Below are 16,517 nucleotides of genomic sequence, written 5' to 3'. Positions count from 1 at the left end.
ATTGTCTTTAAACTTCTTTTTCACTTGAACCCTCTCTGTTGATCGTTTTATTTATCTTATTTACAAATAGTTTAAACTCTCTTAATTCATGATCAGGCAATTTTACTTCAGTTTTATGCGCTATCGTAAGCGGATCAACGTGTTTGCCGTTATATATAACTTCGTAATGTAAATGGGGTCCTGTTGCAACACCAGTGCTACCAACATAGGCGATGACCTGCCCCTGCTTTACTTTAGAGCCTAACTTTATATCGCCACTAAATCTACTTATATGCGCATAACAGGTTGAATATTCATTTTTGTGTTTTATTTTGATGTAATTTCCATAGCCACCATTCTTTCCTATATATTCTACCACACCCTCTGCAGCAGCGTATATGGGAGTGCCAAGCTTAGCTGCATAATCCACTCCTTTATGAAAAGCAATTTTACCGCGAACAGGATGCTTTCTATTGCCAAATTTTGAGGATATGCGATAATCTCCATTTAAAGGATTTGCAAAAATTTCGCCATTTTTTAAGCTTATTCCTTCTTTATTAAAATACTTTTCTTTGCCGTCTTGCGATTTATAATGATATAAACTAATAGCTTTCTTGTTTATTGTCAGTGAAGCATATAAAATCTTTTCTTCAGTCTTCTGATTACTGAGCGATCTCTCAAAAAGAACCTCCAATTTACTCTTCGGCACAATGTCTTTTTTAAAATCAACACCAAAATCTTTATATATGTTGATCAATTTTACCACTGTATTTGGCGCCAACCCTTGCTCAATTCCCGTGGCAAAAAAAGAAGATTTTATGGTGCTGGATATTAAAAAAGTCTCTTTACTGTTATCTGGAGTCTTAAGGGCGTGTATATTAAATATTGGTAAAATACAAAGCAGTATAAATATAATCAGCTTCATCATTTAAACAGCATCAACAAAAGTAAAATTACCTTCAACATACTGTACATCATCATTATCTTCTAATTCTTCAACCAATGTGGATAATTTATCGATCAACTCTTTATCGCTAATTTCAACTAGATCCTTTGGTTGCCACGAAAGACGAGCAAGTTCTGGTTCTCCGAATTTTGCATAAAAGGCATCGCGTACTTTACCAAAATCTTTTATTTCACAAGTTATAACGTGTAATCCTTCTTTGTCATTTTCCTCAACATTCAATACTTCTAACTCGATCCCATAATTAAATAAATCATCAAAATTCACACCCTCTGCTTTATAGACGATTAAGCCTACATGATCGAAAAGGTAACTAACACTTCCTGTTTCTCCCAAGTTTCCACCCTTGCGAGAAAATATATAACGTACCTCAGAAGCAGTACGGTTGCGGTTATTAGTCAAGGCATGGACAATAAGTGCAGTGCCAGAAGGCCCATGACCTTCATATTGGATTTCCTCATAATTTTCTCCAGCAACGTTACCAGTTGCATTTTTTATTGCTGTTTCTATTTTATCTTTTGGTAGATTTTCCTTGCGTGCAGCAAATACAGCAGAGCGAAGGCGCGGGTTGAGTTCGGGATCGGGTAGCCCTTGCTTTGCAGCAACTGTTATTTCTCTAATCAGCTTCGTAAATTTTTGAGAGCGCTTTGCATCCTGAGTGCCTTTCCGATGTTTTATATTTGAAAATTGTGAATGACCAGCCATATTCAAATAGTTAAAAACCTAATTATATATCAAAGCATAGAAAAAACTAAAGCAAATTTTCAAGCCTCCGGCTTGGCATCTTGCAGGTTTTCTGCTAATAACATACTTTCATACTGCTCAGCTTCTAAGTCAAGGCCAAGAGCTGAATGGGCTGCTATTAAATAGTTAATAGACTTAGAAAAATATTTAGAATCCTTATAGCTTGCTATATTCTGGAAACGCTTAATTGCTGCTAAATATTCACCACGCCTCAGGTAAAATTTACCGATAGAATACTCTTTTATTGATATATGTTCTGTGATTAATTTTGCTTTTTCCTTGATTTCATCTATATATTCGCTGTCTGGGAAAAGGTTAATGTACTCTGTAGCCAGCTCTAAAGTTTTATATGCAGTTTGCTGTCCAAGTTGCACTTTATTAATTTGCATGTAACAAGATAATACTCTTAAGTAGTATACATATGGTAAATCTTCACCATTTGAATAAACATATATATAATCATCCATATCACTTGCAGCACTACTGTAGTTACCCATATTATAGTGAGAAACCCCAGATAATAATTTTGCTTTCCTTGCCCAATAAGAGAAAGGGTACAAATCTTCTATCTTTTGAAATGCCCTAATAGCTTGTTTATATTTTTTCTGGTCAAAAAGTTCAACTGCTTCCTCATATAGTTCAGCTTCAGTTTTTTCAAGATCATCCGCATACGATTGTGTAAAGGAGCAAATTAGGAAAATAAAGCACGTGATTAAAGTCTTATACATAAGATTTTTTTCGATCAAAATAAAGTATAGACCTAAATATTACTTAAATAAATAAATTTCTTAGGCAATAGCCGGCCCTTCCTCTTTATAACTACGGTCAGAACTACCTGCATTCCTCGATTTACCTTGTCCTTCCACTTTTGGATCTTTCAGCGTTTTGCTGTAGGAATGTGTAGTTAATATCTGTACAACCATAAAAAGTGCAATACCTATCAAGCCTAAAGTAGTCCCAACAGCAGGATTTAAGGACGATGCTAATGCCATTAACATTATCCTTCTTATTAAAAATATAGAAGAACCAGCAAGCGCCAATCCGGCTACAGACATATTGCTAGTTTTCTTGCTAGATTTTTCATCAAGATTAGATTTTTCTGTTTCCTTTTTCTTATTTTTTTCATGCTCATCAATATAAGAAACAAGAGTTACAAGAAAAGCAATTGCATTGGCAAGAAATAAAATTGCATCCTCTGCTGCTTCAAGTGAAGATGTTTCACCCATTATCATACCTACAATAATCAGTGCAGTTGTTATAGCCTCAATATAGATCAAACACTGACCTATATCAGAAATATTGTGCTCTTTTTCCTTTACTTCCTCTCCATTTTCAATATTCTCCAACTCTCGTTCTTTTTGTGCTATTTTCCTATTATTGTAAATTAAATATAGCGTACAAATAAGAGATAAGACCATAGAAGGTAATATAGTGTGGCTTAGCGCGCCACTTATCACGCCAAGTAATACCTGATCGCTACATATTTTTTCCAGTTCAATAGCCATAAATAATGCAAATGGAACCATTGTTACCAATGATACACATTGTCTATATAGCTCTCTTTTTTTTAGTGTTAATAGCTCTTGTTCGAGCTTCTTCTTTTTTTCTGCTTCTTCTTTTAGTGTTAATGACTCTTGTTCTGACCTTTCTTTTTTGACTTCCTTATCAACTGTCAACCAAAAATCCCCAAAAAAATCTTCAGGAGAAAACGTAGTCTTAAAGTTATCAGTCATATAAACCCTATTAACTAATATATTATACAGGATTTTAACTATTCAGTCAATATTATAAAAATGTTAACCACTTTTGTATATTAACTGTTTCTCAAGAAATTCAGTCAACCTGTTTGATGCCGGCTAGGATATAATTATAGCCTGACCACATAGTTATAATAGCTGCAACCCATAAACAAATCGCACCTATATATTGAGTTGTGTCGTAATCGTTCATTATTAGCGCTACTACAGCAACCATCTGCAAAAATGTTTTAATTTTGCCAGCTTTGCTTACAGGTAGACTAACATTTATAGCTATAAGGAACTCCCGTAAACCCGAAACTAATATTTCCCTACAGATGATGATAATCGATGGTACTATTGTAAAATCATTTATCTTCTGCTTATAAACTAGCATAATTATCGTTGAAACCACTATTAATTTATCAGCAATTGGATCAAATAGCTTGCCAAACTTTGATTGGACTTTCCACGCACGCGCCAAGTAACCATCAAAAAAATCCGTAATGCACGCAAACACAAAGATTGATATTGTTATCAGTCCTGCATATTTATTTTCTATATAAAAACTTAATATTATTGCTGGTATTGCAAGTGCACGAGAAATTGTAAGCAAATTAGGCACGTTTTTCTTAAGCATGTAATATCATCTTACGTAATAGGTAAACTTATACAGAAGTACAACAGAGTTCACAAGCTAATAGTTTACAATTGAACATTTATAAAAACTCCATATACTTAAAAATTACAAGCTTAAAATATAAGAATGAACGATGATTTAGATAATACCACAAAACAAGAGGCACTTAAGTATCACAGTAGAGGTGGTAACCCTGGTAAAATTTCAATCATGCCAACAAAACCTTTATCTACCCAGTATGATTTGTCACTTGCTTATTCTCCTGGCGTTGCAGCTCCGTGCCTTGAAATAGCTAAAAATCCTGAGGTTGTTTATGATTATACGGCAAAAAGCAATTTTGTAGCTGTCATTTCAAATGGCACTGCAGTGCTTGGGCTTGGTAATATCGGTCCTCTTGCTGCAAAACCTGTCATGGAAGGCAAAGCTGTTTTATTTAAGCGTTTTGCTGATATTGATGCAGTTGATATAGAAGTTGGTACAGAAAATATAGAAGATTTCATCAATGCAGTAAGGTACCTTGGGCCAAGTTGGGGGGGGATAAATTTAGAGGATATAAGATCTCCCGATTGTTTTATAATAGAGAAACGTCTGAATGAACTGATGGATATTCCAGTGTTCCATGATGACCAGCATGGAACTGCAGTGGTTGTTGCAGCTGGTATAGAAAATGCTCTTGATATTGCCGGAAAGAAATTAGAGGACGTTAAGATCATTATGAATGGTGCTGGAGCAGCCGGTATTGCATGTTTAGAAATACTAAAGTCCATGGGCGCTAAAAATATAGTGCTGTGTGATAAGCAAGGAGTAATATACAAAGGTAGAAACGAGGACATGAATGAGTGGAAGGAAAAATATGCAATTGATACTTCCGAACGTTCTCTACTTGATACAATAAAAGGCGCTGATGTATTCATCGGATTATCTGCAAAAGATGTGTTAAATGAAGAGATGTTAAAGAGTATGGGCAAAGACCCGATTATTTTCGCTCTCGCCAACCCCGATCCAGAAGTAAGGCCTGAGTTTGCAAAATCTGTGAGGCCAGATGCAATAATCGCAACTGGCAGGTCAGATTACAACAATCAAGTCAACAACGTAATGGGATTTCCTTATATATTCAGAGGAGCGCTTGATGTACATGCAACAACAATAAATGATGAGATGAAAATTGCAGCTGCAGATGCAATAGCAAAGCTTGCCCGTGAGCCAGTGTCTGACGAGATATCTGCAGCCTATGGCGGTCGTAAAATGAGCTATGGACGTGAATATATAATACCTACTCCATTTGACCCAAGATTAATTTCTATAGTATCTCCTGCTGTTGCAAAAGCCGCAGTTGATTCAGGTATTGCAAGAAAGGCAATACAAGATTGGAGTAAATATGAAAATCAATTGAAATCTCGCCTTGCTAGTGCACTTAACACGCTGAATCTACTGTCTTCACAATATTAGTAACCATATAATCAATAATTCAATTGCACCCAGTCGTTTTAGATTTATAATGAAAGTATTGTAATTTAAAGCAAATCAATGACTATTGCAATTCACGAATTAGAAAGGATCATTAAACAATCGTTCCCCGACGCTGATATAAAGGTTCATGACCTTGCTGGAGATGATGATCATTATCATTTAAAAATAACCTCCAAGCGCTTTCTTGGAAAGACAAAAATAGAACAGCATAAAATGGTATATAAAGCTCTGGAAGGTCAGTCTATACACGCCTTGCAACTGGAAACTAATACTTAAAAATAAGGTGAATTTATGAGCAGTTTTGAACAAATAAAAAAAGATATAGCGGAAAATGATGTGGTGTTGTACATGAAAGGCACTTCTGATTTTCCTCAATGCGGATTCTCTGGACTCGTCGTGTCAATCCTAAAAAAATTGAACGTGAAGTTTAAGTATATTAACGTGTTGGAGAATGATGAAATACGTGAATCTATAAAAAAGTTTTCTGATTGGCCAACAATTCCACAATTATATATAAAGGAAGAGTTTATCGGTGGTTGCGACATCACTCGCGAGATGTACGAAAAAGGCGAACTGCAAAATTTATTGAAGGAAAAGAAAATTATTGCGGAATAAGTACCAAGAAACCAGTGCCCAGACGCTGGGATTGGTATAACGTAGTATAAGCTATGAAAAAGGATCTTATGTCTTAAACCTTATCACCAGGCTTAACAAATAGGTGGCCCAATACTATTAACTTTATGGGTTTACCTTCGTTATTTGCTACTATCCAAACCCCATCGCTCTCATGATCAACAATTTCTATTGGTACAAATATTACATAATTATTGTCATCAATAATCTTTATTCCAAGAACACCATCGTCACTTAAGTTCAAGGCTGAAGAAGGAATTTTATATGCAAATCTCTCACCTGAAGGGAGGCTTACACTAGCAGTCAGTCCTTGCAAGGATATCATTTTATTATTAATTACCTTTACCTCTACCCTATAAGACCCAGTTTTAGGCTCAGCAATTTTACTAATAAAACTTACTTCACCTGCCAATTCTTTTCCGTCCAGTAAACTAATTTGAGCTGTGCTGCCTAGCTCTATTTTATTTACTTCATTTTCCGAAACGTATAATACCACAAGAATTTGATCGAAATCAACCACGTCAGCTATTTTTTGCCCAGCATTAACAAAATCCCCTTCGTTTGCATTGATTTTATCAATATAACCATCTATAGGAGATTTGACTGCAGTATTTTCTAAATCCAATTCTAGCCTTTTTAGGTCAGCTTTTGCACTTTGTAACGCAGTAAAAGCTGCTTCTACTTGTATTTGTGCTCCATAGCCTGTTTTATTCAGTTTGTGAGAGGAATCATACTCAATTTCACGCTGCTTTAATAAAGCTTTGGCTTTCTGAGCTTGCTCAATCCTGTCATAATCTTCTATCTTTAACACTACATCATCTCTTTTTACCTTTTCACCATCAGGTAAATAAATAGCAATAATCTTACCACTTATTTTTGAGACAAGGCTAGCTCTATGTAAGGGATTTACTGTACCAGAAAAATTTAAATATATAGTGCGGTTTTGCGGCGCACATTCTTGAGTTTTTACTGAAAAGCTGCTAGTTGCATTATCACTATGAACCGCCTGATCTTTTTTTAAAAATGCACTGCTGATAAAAAACAGTAGAATAAAAGCAATACTAGAAATGATGATTACTTTATTTCTCATCTTTAAACAATAGAATTTGTTGACTAATTTTGTTAGAAACAACTGCATAAATTTTCGAATCAAAAATGTAAGTATAATACATGCACCATTGTCACTCCATAAATAGTTTTATATGAGAACAAACACAAGATTTTCCTACAATAAGTAAGTTTTTTATTGCTAAGAGGCAGTATAAATTCCGTTAAAAAGCAGCAGAATGACAAACAACCTAAAAATAATTAACTGTAGCAGCCTACTTTTCAATAAACTCCATTTGCATTTCTTGTATATTACTTTCTATTTGCTCTATTTGTTCTATCAACCTTTCCTCTAAGTCAAGATTACCGCTCAGCCTCGCTTCGGTTCTTTCTTTTCGTAACGCATTTAATTCTTTTAGTAACACTATATTATTCCACACAATTTCTGCAGATTTTCTCTCGTTCAGTTGGCTATTTAGTACACTAGTTTTTTCAAATACATACTTTATAACGTCAAACTGTTTCAATTCTTGTAACAAAGCCTCTTTACCAAGTTTGCTTTTGTTACTTATTACATCAATTACACGCTGTTGTAATCTTTTCATCTCATTAGTAAATTCAAAATGAGAAAATTGCTCAAAAAATATAGGACGGTTCAAGATTTCAGGAAATTCTACGGCTATACGCAAAATTATGGCCTGATTTTGCTCTGCCTCAATTAGCTCTGGAGATTTGTTATGAAGATACTCACCTTTTGTTGCTCTAGTTTTACTATTAAAAATCTGTTTTTTGAAGCTACTTCTTAGTTCACTAGCCTTATTGTAAAAATAATCTCTATAATACCTTCTAATACTGCTGTTGCTAATAGTATTTACATATTCCATGAACTTGTGCTCAAGAATTGAATATTTTTCCGGAGCAAGTTTTTCATAATTTTGAAAGTTGCTATCGATTATGTGACGCCATAAATATTCAGAATGCAGTTTTGTTGAATGGTCAAGAGCAGTCAACACGTCTTCTTTCTTGTATGCCAGTTCGTTACATATATCGTATGGATCTTTATTACTCGGCAAAGTCACAAACTTTAACGTGTATCCAGGCTCTAATATTGGCAGAGCAAGTTCTGCAACTCGGGTAGCAGCATGACGTCCAGCACTATCGCCATCCATACAGATGGAGATTTCTTTAGCAAATCTCCATAGATTTTTTATCTGTTCTGCAGAAATTGCGGTACCAAGTGGAGCAACTGCATTACTAATTCCCGCTTGATGTAGCGCTATAGTGTCCATATATCCTTCAACAACAAATATGTGCTGTTTTTTACGTATTTCGCTTAAAGCAAAGTTTAATCCGTATAAATTCTCCCTCTTCTTGAAGAGCTGACTCTCTGGGCTATTTAAATATTTTGGCTGTTGCTCAGAACTCAGCGCACGTCCGCCAAAACCAATAACTCTTCCTGCAATGTTGTATATAGGAAATATCAGCCGGTCATAAAAATAATCATGAAAATTTTTGTTTACTAATCCAATATCAATTAAAATTTTGTCTTCAATACCTGAAGAGTTTAAATACTCTTTCAAACCAGAGCTTGGTGCATAACCTATCTTAAATTTATCTATGATTTCAGGTAAAATCTTGCGCTGCTTTAAATAATCTACAATGCCCTGATTTTTTTGTGCAAACCAATTTGCAGCTAAATCAAGCGCTAAAAATAGTTTATTGTCCCCTTTTGTAATACTAAGACTTTTGGGCAGTTCAACACCTGTAACCGATGCTAATCTTTCCAATGCTTCTTTAAAGCTTAATCCTTCAGTTTGTGAAATAAATTCAAATGCATCACCACTAGCTGAACAACCAAAACAGTAATATAACCCCTTAGTATTGCTCACCGAAAAAGATGGGGTTTTTTCGTTATGAAATGGACAGAGCCCAACAAAACTATCTCCTCTTTTTATTAGCCTGACTTTTTTACCTACTATGTCAGATAATAATAATTTTGATTTTATAATATCTATGTGATCCATCTTATTGAATTAGTAGTAGGATAAAAATTATATAGAATTTATACACATCTGACTCGAAATTTATTTCAAGCTTTAGGACTCCCGAAAGATCAGGAGTATTAAAACGGCTTGACAGAAAGATCAAAATAAATTACCCATATAAATATCCTTAAGTTATGCAAGATCAACTTTTTATATGTCAGATATAATATCAATTGCCTCAGATCATGCTGGTTATGAATTAAAATCAGAAATAAAATCCTACCTGGAAACCCTGGGTTACACAGCGGTAGATCAAGGCTGCACTGCTAAGCAAAAGTGTGTAGATTACCCAGACTATGCTGTTAAAGTTGTAGAAGATATAACAAGCAAAAAAGCAAATTATGGGATATTAATTTGTGGTACAGGTTTGGGCATGAGTACTGTGGCAAATCGTTTTGAAGGAATCTACGCTGCTTTATGCAATAGTGTTGAGATCGCAAAATTAGCTCGCGAGCATGGCAACGCAAATGTACTGTGTCTTGGTGCAGGATTTACTGCGAGTGGATTAGCAAAAGACATAGTCAAACAATTCCTCGAAACAGAATTTTCAAAAGAAAGCAGACATAAAAAACGCCTTGATAAACTCAGCAATATAACCTCTAAGAAAAAAAAAACAAAAACTTATAACGAAGATGAAATATCAAAATTCGCTAAAATGGCAGGTGAATGGTGGGATGAGAATGGTAAATTTAAGCCATTGCACATGATGAATCCTATTAGAGTATCTTACATTATTGAGAAAATAAAAGAGTTAAAAAAATGCGATTTAAAAGAATTATCATTGCTTGATGTTGGATGCGGTGGTGGCATTTTATCAGAATCAATGGCACGCGTTGGCATTAATGTTGTGGGAATAGATGTATGTGAAGAAAACATCAAAGTGGCACAGTCACATGCGAAAAAAGTAGGGCTTAATGTAGAATATATGCACACTAGCATTGAAGAGCTAAGCAATGACAAGAAGTACGACGTGGTTCTGCTGATGGAAGTAGTCGAGCATGTAGATAATTTAGAATTCTTTATGAGAAGAGCAATAGAATTGCTGAAACCAGAAGGGCTAATCTTTATATCCACAATAAATAGAACTATCAAATCCTTCTGTCTTGCAATAGTCGGCGCAGAGTACATATTAAATTGGCTGCCTAAGGGTACGCATAATTGGAATAAATTTCTCAAACCGTCAGAAATTGCAAATCACTTAAGAGAAAATAATGTAACGCTGCAAAACATGGCTGGCATGGAGTACAACGTAATAAAGCGTGAGTGGAATTTAACTAAAGGTATGGATGTTAATTATATACTTTGTGGGGAACTCTGTTGTAAATAGTCAGATTCAGTGCATAGTAGATCTTTAATATAACAATGTTTTTTTATATAAAGCACTACTTCATTGCCACACTCTTGAAGGATTATTAGTACAACCTCCTTGATTAGTGATCATAGAGCCAGGAGGGCAACAAACATATTGTCCCTTATTATGTTTGTCAGGAGATATACCACACTGTTTACCCACAAGTTCATGCCCAGTAGCAGCAACACACTTTCCATTCTCCAAGGTTTGACCTTTAAAAAGACAACAAACTTCCCTTCCTGTTATCGCTTTTGTAATTTGGGGACCACCAAAAAACACTGCAACGAACATACCCAGTGAGAAAAGCGCAGGCCAAGGCATTTTGCCAAATATTGCAAGCAAGCTTGAACCAATTATTACCACTGTAATCATTGGTCCACCTATTCCATGAACGTAACCTATTACATTACACATTACATCTGTTGCTCCATCAGCGTGTGCATCAAATGCATAGAAAACTATAAATAGAATTACAAGAAAATTTCCCATTGTTCTTTCAATAATCATACCTGATTGTTTCTTATTTTAATAAAATTTCAGTAAATAGCTTTTTTCAAAAATTATGCTTAACCCAATCAATATTTATTTATTACTGCCTTTTTAATACTATAATTAACTCAGTTGATTTTTATCAAAATGCTAAACCATGGATCGATTTGAGAGTTTTTACATCACCACGCCAATATATTACGTAAACGATAAGCCGCATATCGGTCATGCATACACTTCTCTCTTGTGTGACGTGGTGGCAAGGTTCATGAAACTAGCTGGGAAAAATGTCAAATTTACCACCGGTACAGATGAACATGGACAAAAAATAGAAAAAGCAGCTAAAGCAAAGGAAATGCAGCCAAAAGAATTTACAGATGAAGTGAGTGTTTCATTTAAAGAATTAGCTAAGTTCATGAATTTTGAGTATGACGATTTTATTCGCACTACGGAGGAACGTCATGAAAAAGCAGTGGTAGCTTTATGGAATAGTCTTGAAGAGAGAGGACAAATATATTTGGATTCCTATTCGGGTTGGTATTCAGTTCGTGATGAAGCATTTTATCAGGAATCAGAGCTGATAGATGGCAAAGCACCAACAGGTGCTGAGGTTGAATGGGTAAAAGAAGAGAGCTACTTTTTTCGTTTGTCGAATTGGCAGGATAAATTACTAGAACTATATGAAAATCAGCCAAATTTTATCTTTCCTGAGAGCAGAAAAAATGAAGTGGTATCGTTTGTAAGATCAGGGCTCATTGACCTCTCAATCTCTCGCACTAGTTTTAACTGGGGAATAAAAGTACCAGGTAATGACAAACACGTAATCTATGTCTGGATAGATGCATTAACCAATTATCTTACATCAATAGGTTTCCCTAGTACTGAAGGTGAAGAATATAAGAAGTTTTGGGCAGAACCAGAAATACAGATTCCAGTGTCAAGCACTGCAAACCTAGCTGACAACTCTTTCAACGTTCATGTAATCGGCAAAGACATATTGCGCTTTCATGCTGTGTATTGGCCAGCGATTCTCCTTGCAGCAGATTTGCCACTGCCAAAACAAATTGCAGTTCATGGTTGGTGGCTAAACGAAGGAGAAAAAATATCCAAGTCTCTTGGTAATGTCATAGATCCAATTGGCCTCGCTCAAGAGTTTGGTGCTGATCAACTACGCTATTTTCTCCTTCGAGAAGCAAGTTTTGGCCAGGATGGCAACTTTAGTAAGAAAAACATGATCAGCCGCATAAACTCAGAACTTGCAAACAATATAGGCAATTTAGTACAAAGAACAATTTCATTTTTACACAAGCAATGTTCTGGAATTGTACCAACAATCGATCAAAGCCTACTTAAAGGTGAAGAAAGTCTTCCAGGTTGCAAAGCTATACTCGATCAGGTGATGAATCACCTATCAAAGTATGAGTTTAACCAGATTATACTTCTAATTATCAACATCTCTTCTGAAGCCAATGCTTATATAGACAAAAGTGCACCCTGGACATTAAGCAAAACTGATAGAGAACGCATGAATTTAGTAATCTACAAATTACTGGAATATATAAGAATAATAGGCATTTTATTGCAGCCAATCGTTCCCAAGTCAGCGGAAATGATACTTGATCAATTGCAAATTCCAAAAGAACAACGAGATTTAAAATCTCTGTGCAACGCATGCGTAAGTTCAGGCATAACATTGCCTAAACCTACGCCGTTCTTTTCGAAGTTTGATGTTAAAGTGGAGAAATAGTTTTTACACTATTTCTCCTGGATGAGATTATCTCTAGTTAACGACAGTGCACACCGCTGTCTACATATTCAAGTTAGGTGCAAGTGCCTTAGTTATTTTAGCAAAATATGGTTTAGTAACATCAGCACCTACCACTACTACTTCAGTCATTACCGACTTAGCCTTTCCTAGGCTCCATGCAAACCAGCCTTGACCATTTTCTTCTTTAGTTGGCTGACTTTCTGGGCTAGAAATCTTAGGATCTTTTTCATCACCAGATTCTGCATCATAAAATACATCCTGATCCTCAGAAAGACTCATTAAATACCTTTTAGCAGCATCAATACTTAAATGATCAGGTTGCTTAGGAACGTCGTTATCAATATTTAAATAATCCAAACTATTAGCTCGTTGCTTTTGCTCACTGGAAGAAACTGCAAGATCTAAGTAATCCAAACGAGTTAGTTCTTGCATGCTAGGTTTAGATCCATCTTCACGCTTAAACTGCTCTTCCGGACTAGAAACCTTAGTACCATAAAGTACACTGTACAAGCTGCTTCCAACGCTGTTAAGTGCTCCTTTTGTATACTCAACTGATGTACCATAAACATTTTTTAATTTATTTCCAGCACTATTAAATTTCCCTTTTACATACTCAACTGATGTGCCACAAGCATTTTTCGCACTACCTACGACATTTTTTAAGTCATTCGCAACATCACTACGGCGCTGCTTAATAGTACTATGAACGCGCCCACTACTGTAGGCTTCTGCTACATATGCAAATACTTCTTGAGATGCTTCTTTGATATTCTTCATTGCTTGCGGAACAAAAGTTTTCTTGTGTTTAAGTTCTTCTATTTCTTTTTTTTGATTATCAATCTCCTCATTTTTTTTATTAATTTCAATTTTTTGCTTAGAATTTTCCTCCTCTTTAGCTTTTACTTCCGCTTCTTTTTTAGTCAGTTGGTCATTTTGCCCAGAAATTGTTTGCTTTTGAGCCTGTACTTTATCTTCTTCTTTAGCTAGTTGAGCATCTTTTTTAGATATTTCTTCTACTTTCTCAGCCAGTTGAACATCTTTCTCAGAAATAGTTTTGTTCTTACTAATTGCTTTATACGAAAGTGCAATAGTTACAACAGAAAATACAGCACAACCAATAATAAATGGCAGGCCAACACTTAATGCTGCAATTGGAGCTAAGAAACCAATATAAGGAGCTGCAGCAAACACTCCAGATGCTAATAAAGTTAGAGTAGCCAGAGCACCAGCTACAAGATAGGGTACATTGTTTTTACTTATCATGATTATTCCTCACGTATTATGTTAAATGAGTTTAACATCAATTAAGAAGTAAAGTCAAGTTAATTTTGATACGATAAGATATAAGCTAGTAAATTTAGAAATAAGAAGATTGCTGCCAAGCTACACACTATGCCTCTCCGTGTAATCTTTAAACGAACCTCTGTTAGAGTCAAAATATAGCTTCACACTGCCAATTGGACCATTTCTCTGCTTTGCAATAACAAGCTCTGCAATATTTCTAATTTTTTCCATTTTTTCTTGCCACTCTCGATGTTTATTGCTTCCTTCACTTGGTTGCTTTCTCAATTCGTAGTATTCTTCTCTATAGAGAAACATTACTATATCTGCGTCTTGCTCTATGCTTCCTGAATCACGTAAATCAGAAAGTTGTGGTTTTTTATCATCCCTCTGCTCAACAGAACGAGAGAGCTGAGATAGTGCAACAACGGGAATATTCAGCTCTTTTGCAATTGCTTTCAAACCCTGCGTCACTTCCGAGATTTCTTGTACTCTATTTTCATTACTTCTTTTTGTTGTTCCTCTGATTAGCTGCAAATAATCAATGAATACCACTTCTACATTATATAATTGATACAGCAAGCGTATTCTGGTGCGAAGGGCACTAATTGATAGCGCAGGGGTGTCATCTATGATGAAAGGCAGTTCAGATAATTCTGTACTAGCATTGATAAATTCATGCAATTCAAAATCACTAATTCTCCCGGTTAATGCCTTATAATAACTAATCCCTGAATCTATAGTGATCAGCCTTGCGGTTAATTGTTCTGCTGACATTTCAAGTGAGAAAAACGCTACATAATGTTGTTTATCTGCTCTTTTTTGCAACATCTTACAAGCATTAAGTGCGATGTTTAGCGCCAGTGCTGTTTTACCCATAGAAGGCCTTGCAGCTAAAATTAATAAATCAGATTTTTGTAGGCCACCAAGAAGCTGATTTAGATCTTGAAGTCCGGTTGTAACTCCCAGCGCTTCTGGATTATTTTTCAGTGTGCTGATCTTCTCAACTACGTCTTTAATTGAACTTGCAAGTTTTATATATGTTTTCTCACCTTGTTTTTTTACTGCTAAGTTGAACAATTTTGTCATTGCTTGTTCAATTTGCGCCTGTGCAGGATTTTCAATATCGTAGTTGTAGCTATCACCAACTATTTCTTGCCCGAGCTTAATTAAACATCTCCTTAAGTAAGTATCACGGATTATTCTAGTCAAACTATAGATATCAAGTGCAATACTTGCCTTTGCTGCAAGCTTTGCTAAGTACTCTACCCCACCACACTCGGTAAACGCTTGGTCGTTCTCAAAAAACATTTTGAGGCTTAGTTCATTGGCAACTATACCGTGTTTCCTGGTTTTGGATATCTGCGTAAAAATACTTTGATGTAATGGATCATAGAAATTTTCTGCTGTGATTGTGTCTTCAACTGCATCACAGATTCTATTATCACGAATCATTGCACCAATAAGCATCTGTTCAGCTTCTAAATTATGCGGTAATTTACATATTTCCTTATCTACACTTCTTGAACTGAGGAGACTAGCTAATTCATTCATTTTAAGTTTTGAGAGTAACTGTTGATTATTGTAGAATATTTAGTCCTCATTTGAAAGACATATAAAATTTGACTAATTCCGTGTTGCCTATAGCATTAAAACTTAATGCCCCTGTGGTGGAATGGTAGACACGGCAGACTCAAAATCTGTTGCTTGCAAAAGCATGCTGGTTCAAGTCCGGCCAGGGGCACGTTAAATATTGGAAAGTATATATATGTTACATAAATTTTTTAATCGTTTATTTTCTATTTTTTCTTCTATCAATGTTATTCAAAAGGTAAAGAAAGATGAAAATGGGATATGTTATGTAACAGGACTTAGGCGCTATATATCAGTATTGCTTGATTTGATTATTATCGTTTTGTTCTTGCAGTTTTGCAGCCAAGCCTTAAATAAGCTCTTTATGAACTCAGAGGATAGCAAAATATTAAGTCAAATTGCTGCAAAATACCAAATGCAAGCGCCACTGTCTGCAGAAGAAAAGACAACGCAGAGTAGACTTATAAAATTACAAATCCTAAATCAAATAGTCCAATGCATTATGCTCTTTTGCTATGTAACATATATGTGGGTAAGGTTTGCTGCTACACCTGGAAAACTATTACTTGGGCTTAGAGTTGTGGATGCACAAACTTTCGAAAAGATGACCCTAAGACAAGCAACAAAGAGATTTTTTTCCTTTATATTGTCAGCTGCACCATTATTCTTGGGCTTTTTATGGTCAAATTTCAACAAACGCTGTCAAACTTGGCACGACAAGATCGCAGGCACAGTGGTTGTCACGAGTAAAAGCCTTAGAAGGCAGAACTAAAAAAT

The 16,517-nt window shown here is 35.4% G+C and carries 16 protein-coding genes and 1 tRNA gene; 7 read left to right on the top strand and 10 right to left on the bottom strand.

Features of this window, described 5'->3' with window-relative positions:
* Nucleotides 1-7: 7 nt before the first annotated feature.
* The 5 genes from ABWU50_RS01380 to pgsA all read right to left on the bottom strand — a co-directional run bounded on the left by ABWU50_RS01380 (nucleotide 8) and on the right by pgsA (nucleotide 4,063).
* On the bottom strand, nucleotides 8-904 hold the full coding sequence (locus tag ABWU50_RS01380; RefSeq protein ID WP_353276310.1) for a peptidoglycan DD-metalloendopeptidase family protein: 897 nt from the start codon (nucleotides 902-904) through the stop codon (nucleotides 8-10).
* A 3-nt stretch (nucleotides 905-907) separates the two neighbouring features.
* The gene (locus tag ABWU50_RS01375) at nucleotides 908-1,648 is read right to left on the bottom strand and encodes a YebC/PmpR family DNA-binding transcriptional regulator (protein ID WP_353276028.1); all 741 of its coding nucleotides are present in this window, start codon (nucleotides 1,646-1,648) and stop codon (nucleotides 908-910) included.
* A gap of 59 nt (nucleotides 1,649-1,707) precedes the next feature.
* Nucleotides 1,708-2,415 (bottom strand): outer membrane protein assembly factor BamD, encoded by a 708-nt coding sequence (locus tag ABWU50_RS01370; protein WP_264735694.1) that lies wholly within the window; start codon nucleotides 2,413-2,415, stop codon nucleotides 1,708-1,710.
* 60 nt (nucleotides 2,416-2,475) lie between these two features.
* Nucleotides 2,476-3,420 carry a hypothetical protein gene (locus tag ABWU50_RS01365; RefSeq protein ID WP_353276027.1) on the bottom strand — a complete coding sequence of 315 codons (945 nt, stop codon included), beginning with the start codon at nucleotides 3,418-3,420 and terminating at the stop codon, nucleotides 2,476-2,478.
* A gap of 100 nt (nucleotides 3,421-3,520) precedes the next feature.
* Nucleotides 3,521-4,063: a CDP-diacylglycerol--glycerol-3-phosphate 3-phosphatidyltransferase gene (gene pgsA / locus ABWU50_RS01360; RefSeq protein ID WP_253309177.1), complete on the bottom strand. Its 543-nt coding sequence runs from the start codon at nucleotides 4,061-4,063 to the stop codon at nucleotides 3,521-3,523.
* Nucleotides 4,064-4,189: 126 nt separating this feature from the next.
* On the opposite strand from pgsA, the gene ABWU50_RS01355 reads away from it, so the two are divergent.
* The 3 genes from ABWU50_RS01355 (at nucleotide 4,190) to grxD (ending at nucleotide 6,148) form a co-directional block, all read left to right on the top strand.
* On the top strand, nucleotides 4,190-5,512 hold the full coding sequence (locus ABWU50_RS01355) for a malic enzyme-like NAD(P)-binding protein (protein ID WP_353276026.1): 1,323 nt from the start codon (nucleotides 4,190-4,192) through the stop codon (nucleotides 5,510-5,512).
* 78 nt (nucleotides 5,513-5,590) lie between these two features.
* Nucleotides 5,591-5,809 carry a BolA/IbaG family iron-sulfur metabolism protein gene (locus tag ABWU50_RS01350; RefSeq protein ID WP_096641415.1) on the top strand — a complete coding sequence of 73 codons (219 nt, stop codon included), beginning with the start codon at nucleotides 5,591-5,593 and terminating at the stop codon, nucleotides 5,807-5,809.
* 15 nt (nucleotides 5,810-5,824) lie between these two features.
* Entirely contained in the window at nucleotides 5,825-6,148 is a 324-nt protein-coding gene (grxD, locus tag ABWU50_RS01345; RefSeq protein ID WP_164224629.1) for a Grx4 family monothiol glutaredoxin, read from the top strand.
* 73 nt (nucleotides 6,149-6,221) lie between these two features.
* On the opposite strand, the gene ABWU50_RS01340 is transcribed toward grxD, so the two are convergent.
* Nucleotides 6,222-7,304 (bottom strand): efflux RND transporter periplasmic adaptor subunit, encoded by a 1,083-nt coding sequence (locus ABWU50_RS01340; RefSeq protein ID WP_264735692.1) that lies wholly within the window; start codon nucleotides 7,302-7,304, stop codon nucleotides 6,222-6,224.
* 184 nt (nucleotides 7,305-7,488) lie between these two features.
* Nucleotides 7,489-9,237, bottom strand: a complete 1,749-nt coding sequence (dnaG, locus tag ABWU50_RS01335; protein WP_353276025.1) for a DNA primase — start codon at nucleotides 9,235-9,237, stop codon at nucleotides 7,489-7,491.
* A gap of 175 nt (nucleotides 9,238-9,412) precedes the next feature.
* Here dnaG and ubiG point away from each other — a divergent pair, with 175 nt between their 5' ends.
* Complete coding sequence (gene ubiG, locus ABWU50_RS01330) at nucleotides 9,413-10,585, top strand: bifunctional 2-polyprenyl-6-hydroxyphenol methylase/3-demethylubiquinol 3-O-methyltransferase UbiG (protein ID WP_353276024.1); 1,173 nt, start codon at nucleotides 9,413-9,415, stop codon at nucleotides 10,583-10,585.
* A 60-nt stretch (nucleotides 10,586-10,645) separates the two neighbouring features.
* On the opposite strand, the gene ABWU50_RS06830 is transcribed toward ubiG, so the two are convergent.
* Nucleotides 10,646-11,116 (bottom strand): TrbC/VirB2 family protein, encoded by a 471-nt coding sequence (locus tag ABWU50_RS06830; protein WP_410542065.1) that lies wholly within the window; start codon nucleotides 11,114-11,116, stop codon nucleotides 10,646-10,648.
* A 139-nt stretch (nucleotides 11,117-11,255) separates the two neighbouring features.
* Between ABWU50_RS06830 and metG the strand changes: the two genes are divergently transcribed.
* Nucleotides 11,256-12,845, top strand: coding sequence for a methionine--tRNA ligase (gene metG, locus ABWU50_RS01320; protein ID WP_353276023.1), 1,590 nt, complete (start codon nucleotides 11,256-11,258; stop codon nucleotides 12,843-12,845).
* A gap of 60 nt (nucleotides 12,846-12,905) precedes the next feature.
* On the opposite strand, the gene ABWU50_RS01315 is transcribed toward metG, so the two are convergent.
* Both ABWU50_RS01315 and ABWU50_RS01310 read right to left on the bottom strand, forming a co-directional pair.
* Nucleotides 12,906-14,129, bottom strand: a complete 1,224-nt coding sequence (locus ABWU50_RS01315) for a hypothetical protein (RefSeq protein WP_353276021.1) — start codon at nucleotides 14,127-14,129, stop codon at nucleotides 12,906-12,908.
* Between the two features lie 120 nt (nucleotides 14,130-14,249).
* The gene (locus tag ABWU50_RS01310) at nucleotides 14,250-15,701 is read right to left on the bottom strand and encodes a replicative DNA helicase (RefSeq protein ID WP_253309169.1); all 1,452 of its coding nucleotides are present in this window, start codon (nucleotides 15,699-15,701) and stop codon (nucleotides 14,250-14,252) included.
* A 107-nt stretch (nucleotides 15,702-15,808) separates the two neighbouring features.
* On the opposite strand from ABWU50_RS01310, the gene ABWU50_RS01305 reads away from it, so the two are divergent.
* Nucleotides 15,809-15,891 (top strand) — tRNA-Leu (locus tag ABWU50_RS01305).
* A 24-nt stretch (nucleotides 15,892-15,915) separates the two neighbouring features.
* Nucleotides 15,916-16,512, top strand: coding sequence for an RDD family protein (locus ABWU50_RS01300; protein WP_253309168.1), 597 nt, complete (start codon nucleotides 15,916-15,918; stop codon nucleotides 16,510-16,512).
* Nucleotides 16,513-16,517 lie beyond the last annotated feature (5 nt).

The organism is Wolbachia endosymbiont (group A) of Pipizella viduata (assembly GCF_964028555.1).
Taxonomy (GTDB): domain Bacteria; phylum Pseudomonadota; class Alphaproteobacteria; order Rickettsiales; family Anaplasmataceae; genus Wolbachia.
This window is presented reverse-complemented; position numbering and strand designations above follow the sequence as displayed.

What these genes read in the sequence shown, in the direction of transcription:
- ABWU50_RS01370 (WP_264735694.1), bottom strand. Translation starts at nt 2,415, where the DNA reads ATGTATAAGACTTTAATCACGTGCTTTATTTTCCTAATTTGCTCCTTT.
- ABWU50_RS01375 (WP_353276028.1), bottom strand. Translation starts at nt 1,648, where the DNA reads ATGGCTGGTCATTCACAATTTTCAAATATAAAACATCGGAAAGGCACT.
- ubiG (WP_353276024.1), top strand. Translation starts at nt 9,413, where the DNA reads ATGTCAGATATAATATCAATTGCCTCAGATCATGCTGGTTATGAATTA.
- ABWU50_RS06830 (WP_410542065.1), bottom strand. Translation starts at nt 11,116, where the DNA reads ATGATTATTGAAAGAACAATGGGAAATTTTCTTGTAATTCTATTTATA.
- ABWU50_RS01310 (WP_253309169.1), bottom strand. Translation starts at nt 15,701, where the DNA reads ATGAATGAATTAGCTAGTCTCCTCAGTTCAAGAAGTGTAGATAAGGAA.
- ABWU50_RS01350 (WP_096641415.1), top strand. Translation starts at nt 5,591, where the DNA reads ATGACTATTGCAATTCACGAATTAGAAAGGATCATTAAACAATCGTTC.
- metG (WP_353276023.1), top strand. Translation starts at nt 11,256, where the DNA reads ATGGATCGATTTGAGAGTTTTTACATCACCACGCCAATATATTACGTA.
- ABWU50_RS01340 (WP_264735692.1), bottom strand. Translation starts at nt 7,304, where the DNA reads ATGCAGTTGTTTCTAACAAAATTAGTCAACAAATTCTATTGTTTAAAG.
- ABWU50_RS01380 (WP_353276310.1), bottom strand. Translation starts at nt 904, where the DNA reads ATGAAGCTGATTATATTTATACTGCTTTGTATTTTACCAATATTTAAT.
- ABWU50_RS01315 (WP_353276021.1), bottom strand. Translation starts at nt 14,129, where the DNA reads ATGATAAGTAAAAACAATGTACCCTATCTTGTAGCTGGTGCTCTGGCT.
- ABWU50_RS01300 (WP_253309168.1), top strand. Translation starts at nt 15,916, where the DNA reads ATGTTACATAAATTTTTTAATCGTTTATTTTCTATTTTTTCTTCTATC.
- ABWU50_RS01365 (WP_353276027.1), bottom strand. Translation starts at nt 3,420, where the DNA reads ATGACTGATAACTTTAAGACTACGTTTTCTCCTGAAGATTTTTTTGGG.
- grxD (WP_164224629.1), top strand. Translation starts at nt 5,825, where the DNA reads ATGAGCAGTTTTGAACAAATAAAAAAAGATATAGCGGAAAATGATGTG.
- dnaG (WP_353276025.1), bottom strand. Translation starts at nt 9,237, where the DNA reads ATGGATCACATAGATATTATAAAATCAAAATTATTATTATCTGACATA.
- ABWU50_RS01355 (WP_353276026.1), top strand. Translation starts at nt 4,190, where the DNA reads ATGAACGATGATTTAGATAATACCACAAAACAAGAGGCACTTAAGTAT.
- pgsA (WP_253309177.1), bottom strand. Translation starts at nt 4,063, where the DNA reads ATGCTTAAGAAAAACGTGCCTAATTTGCTTACAATTTCTCGTGCACTT.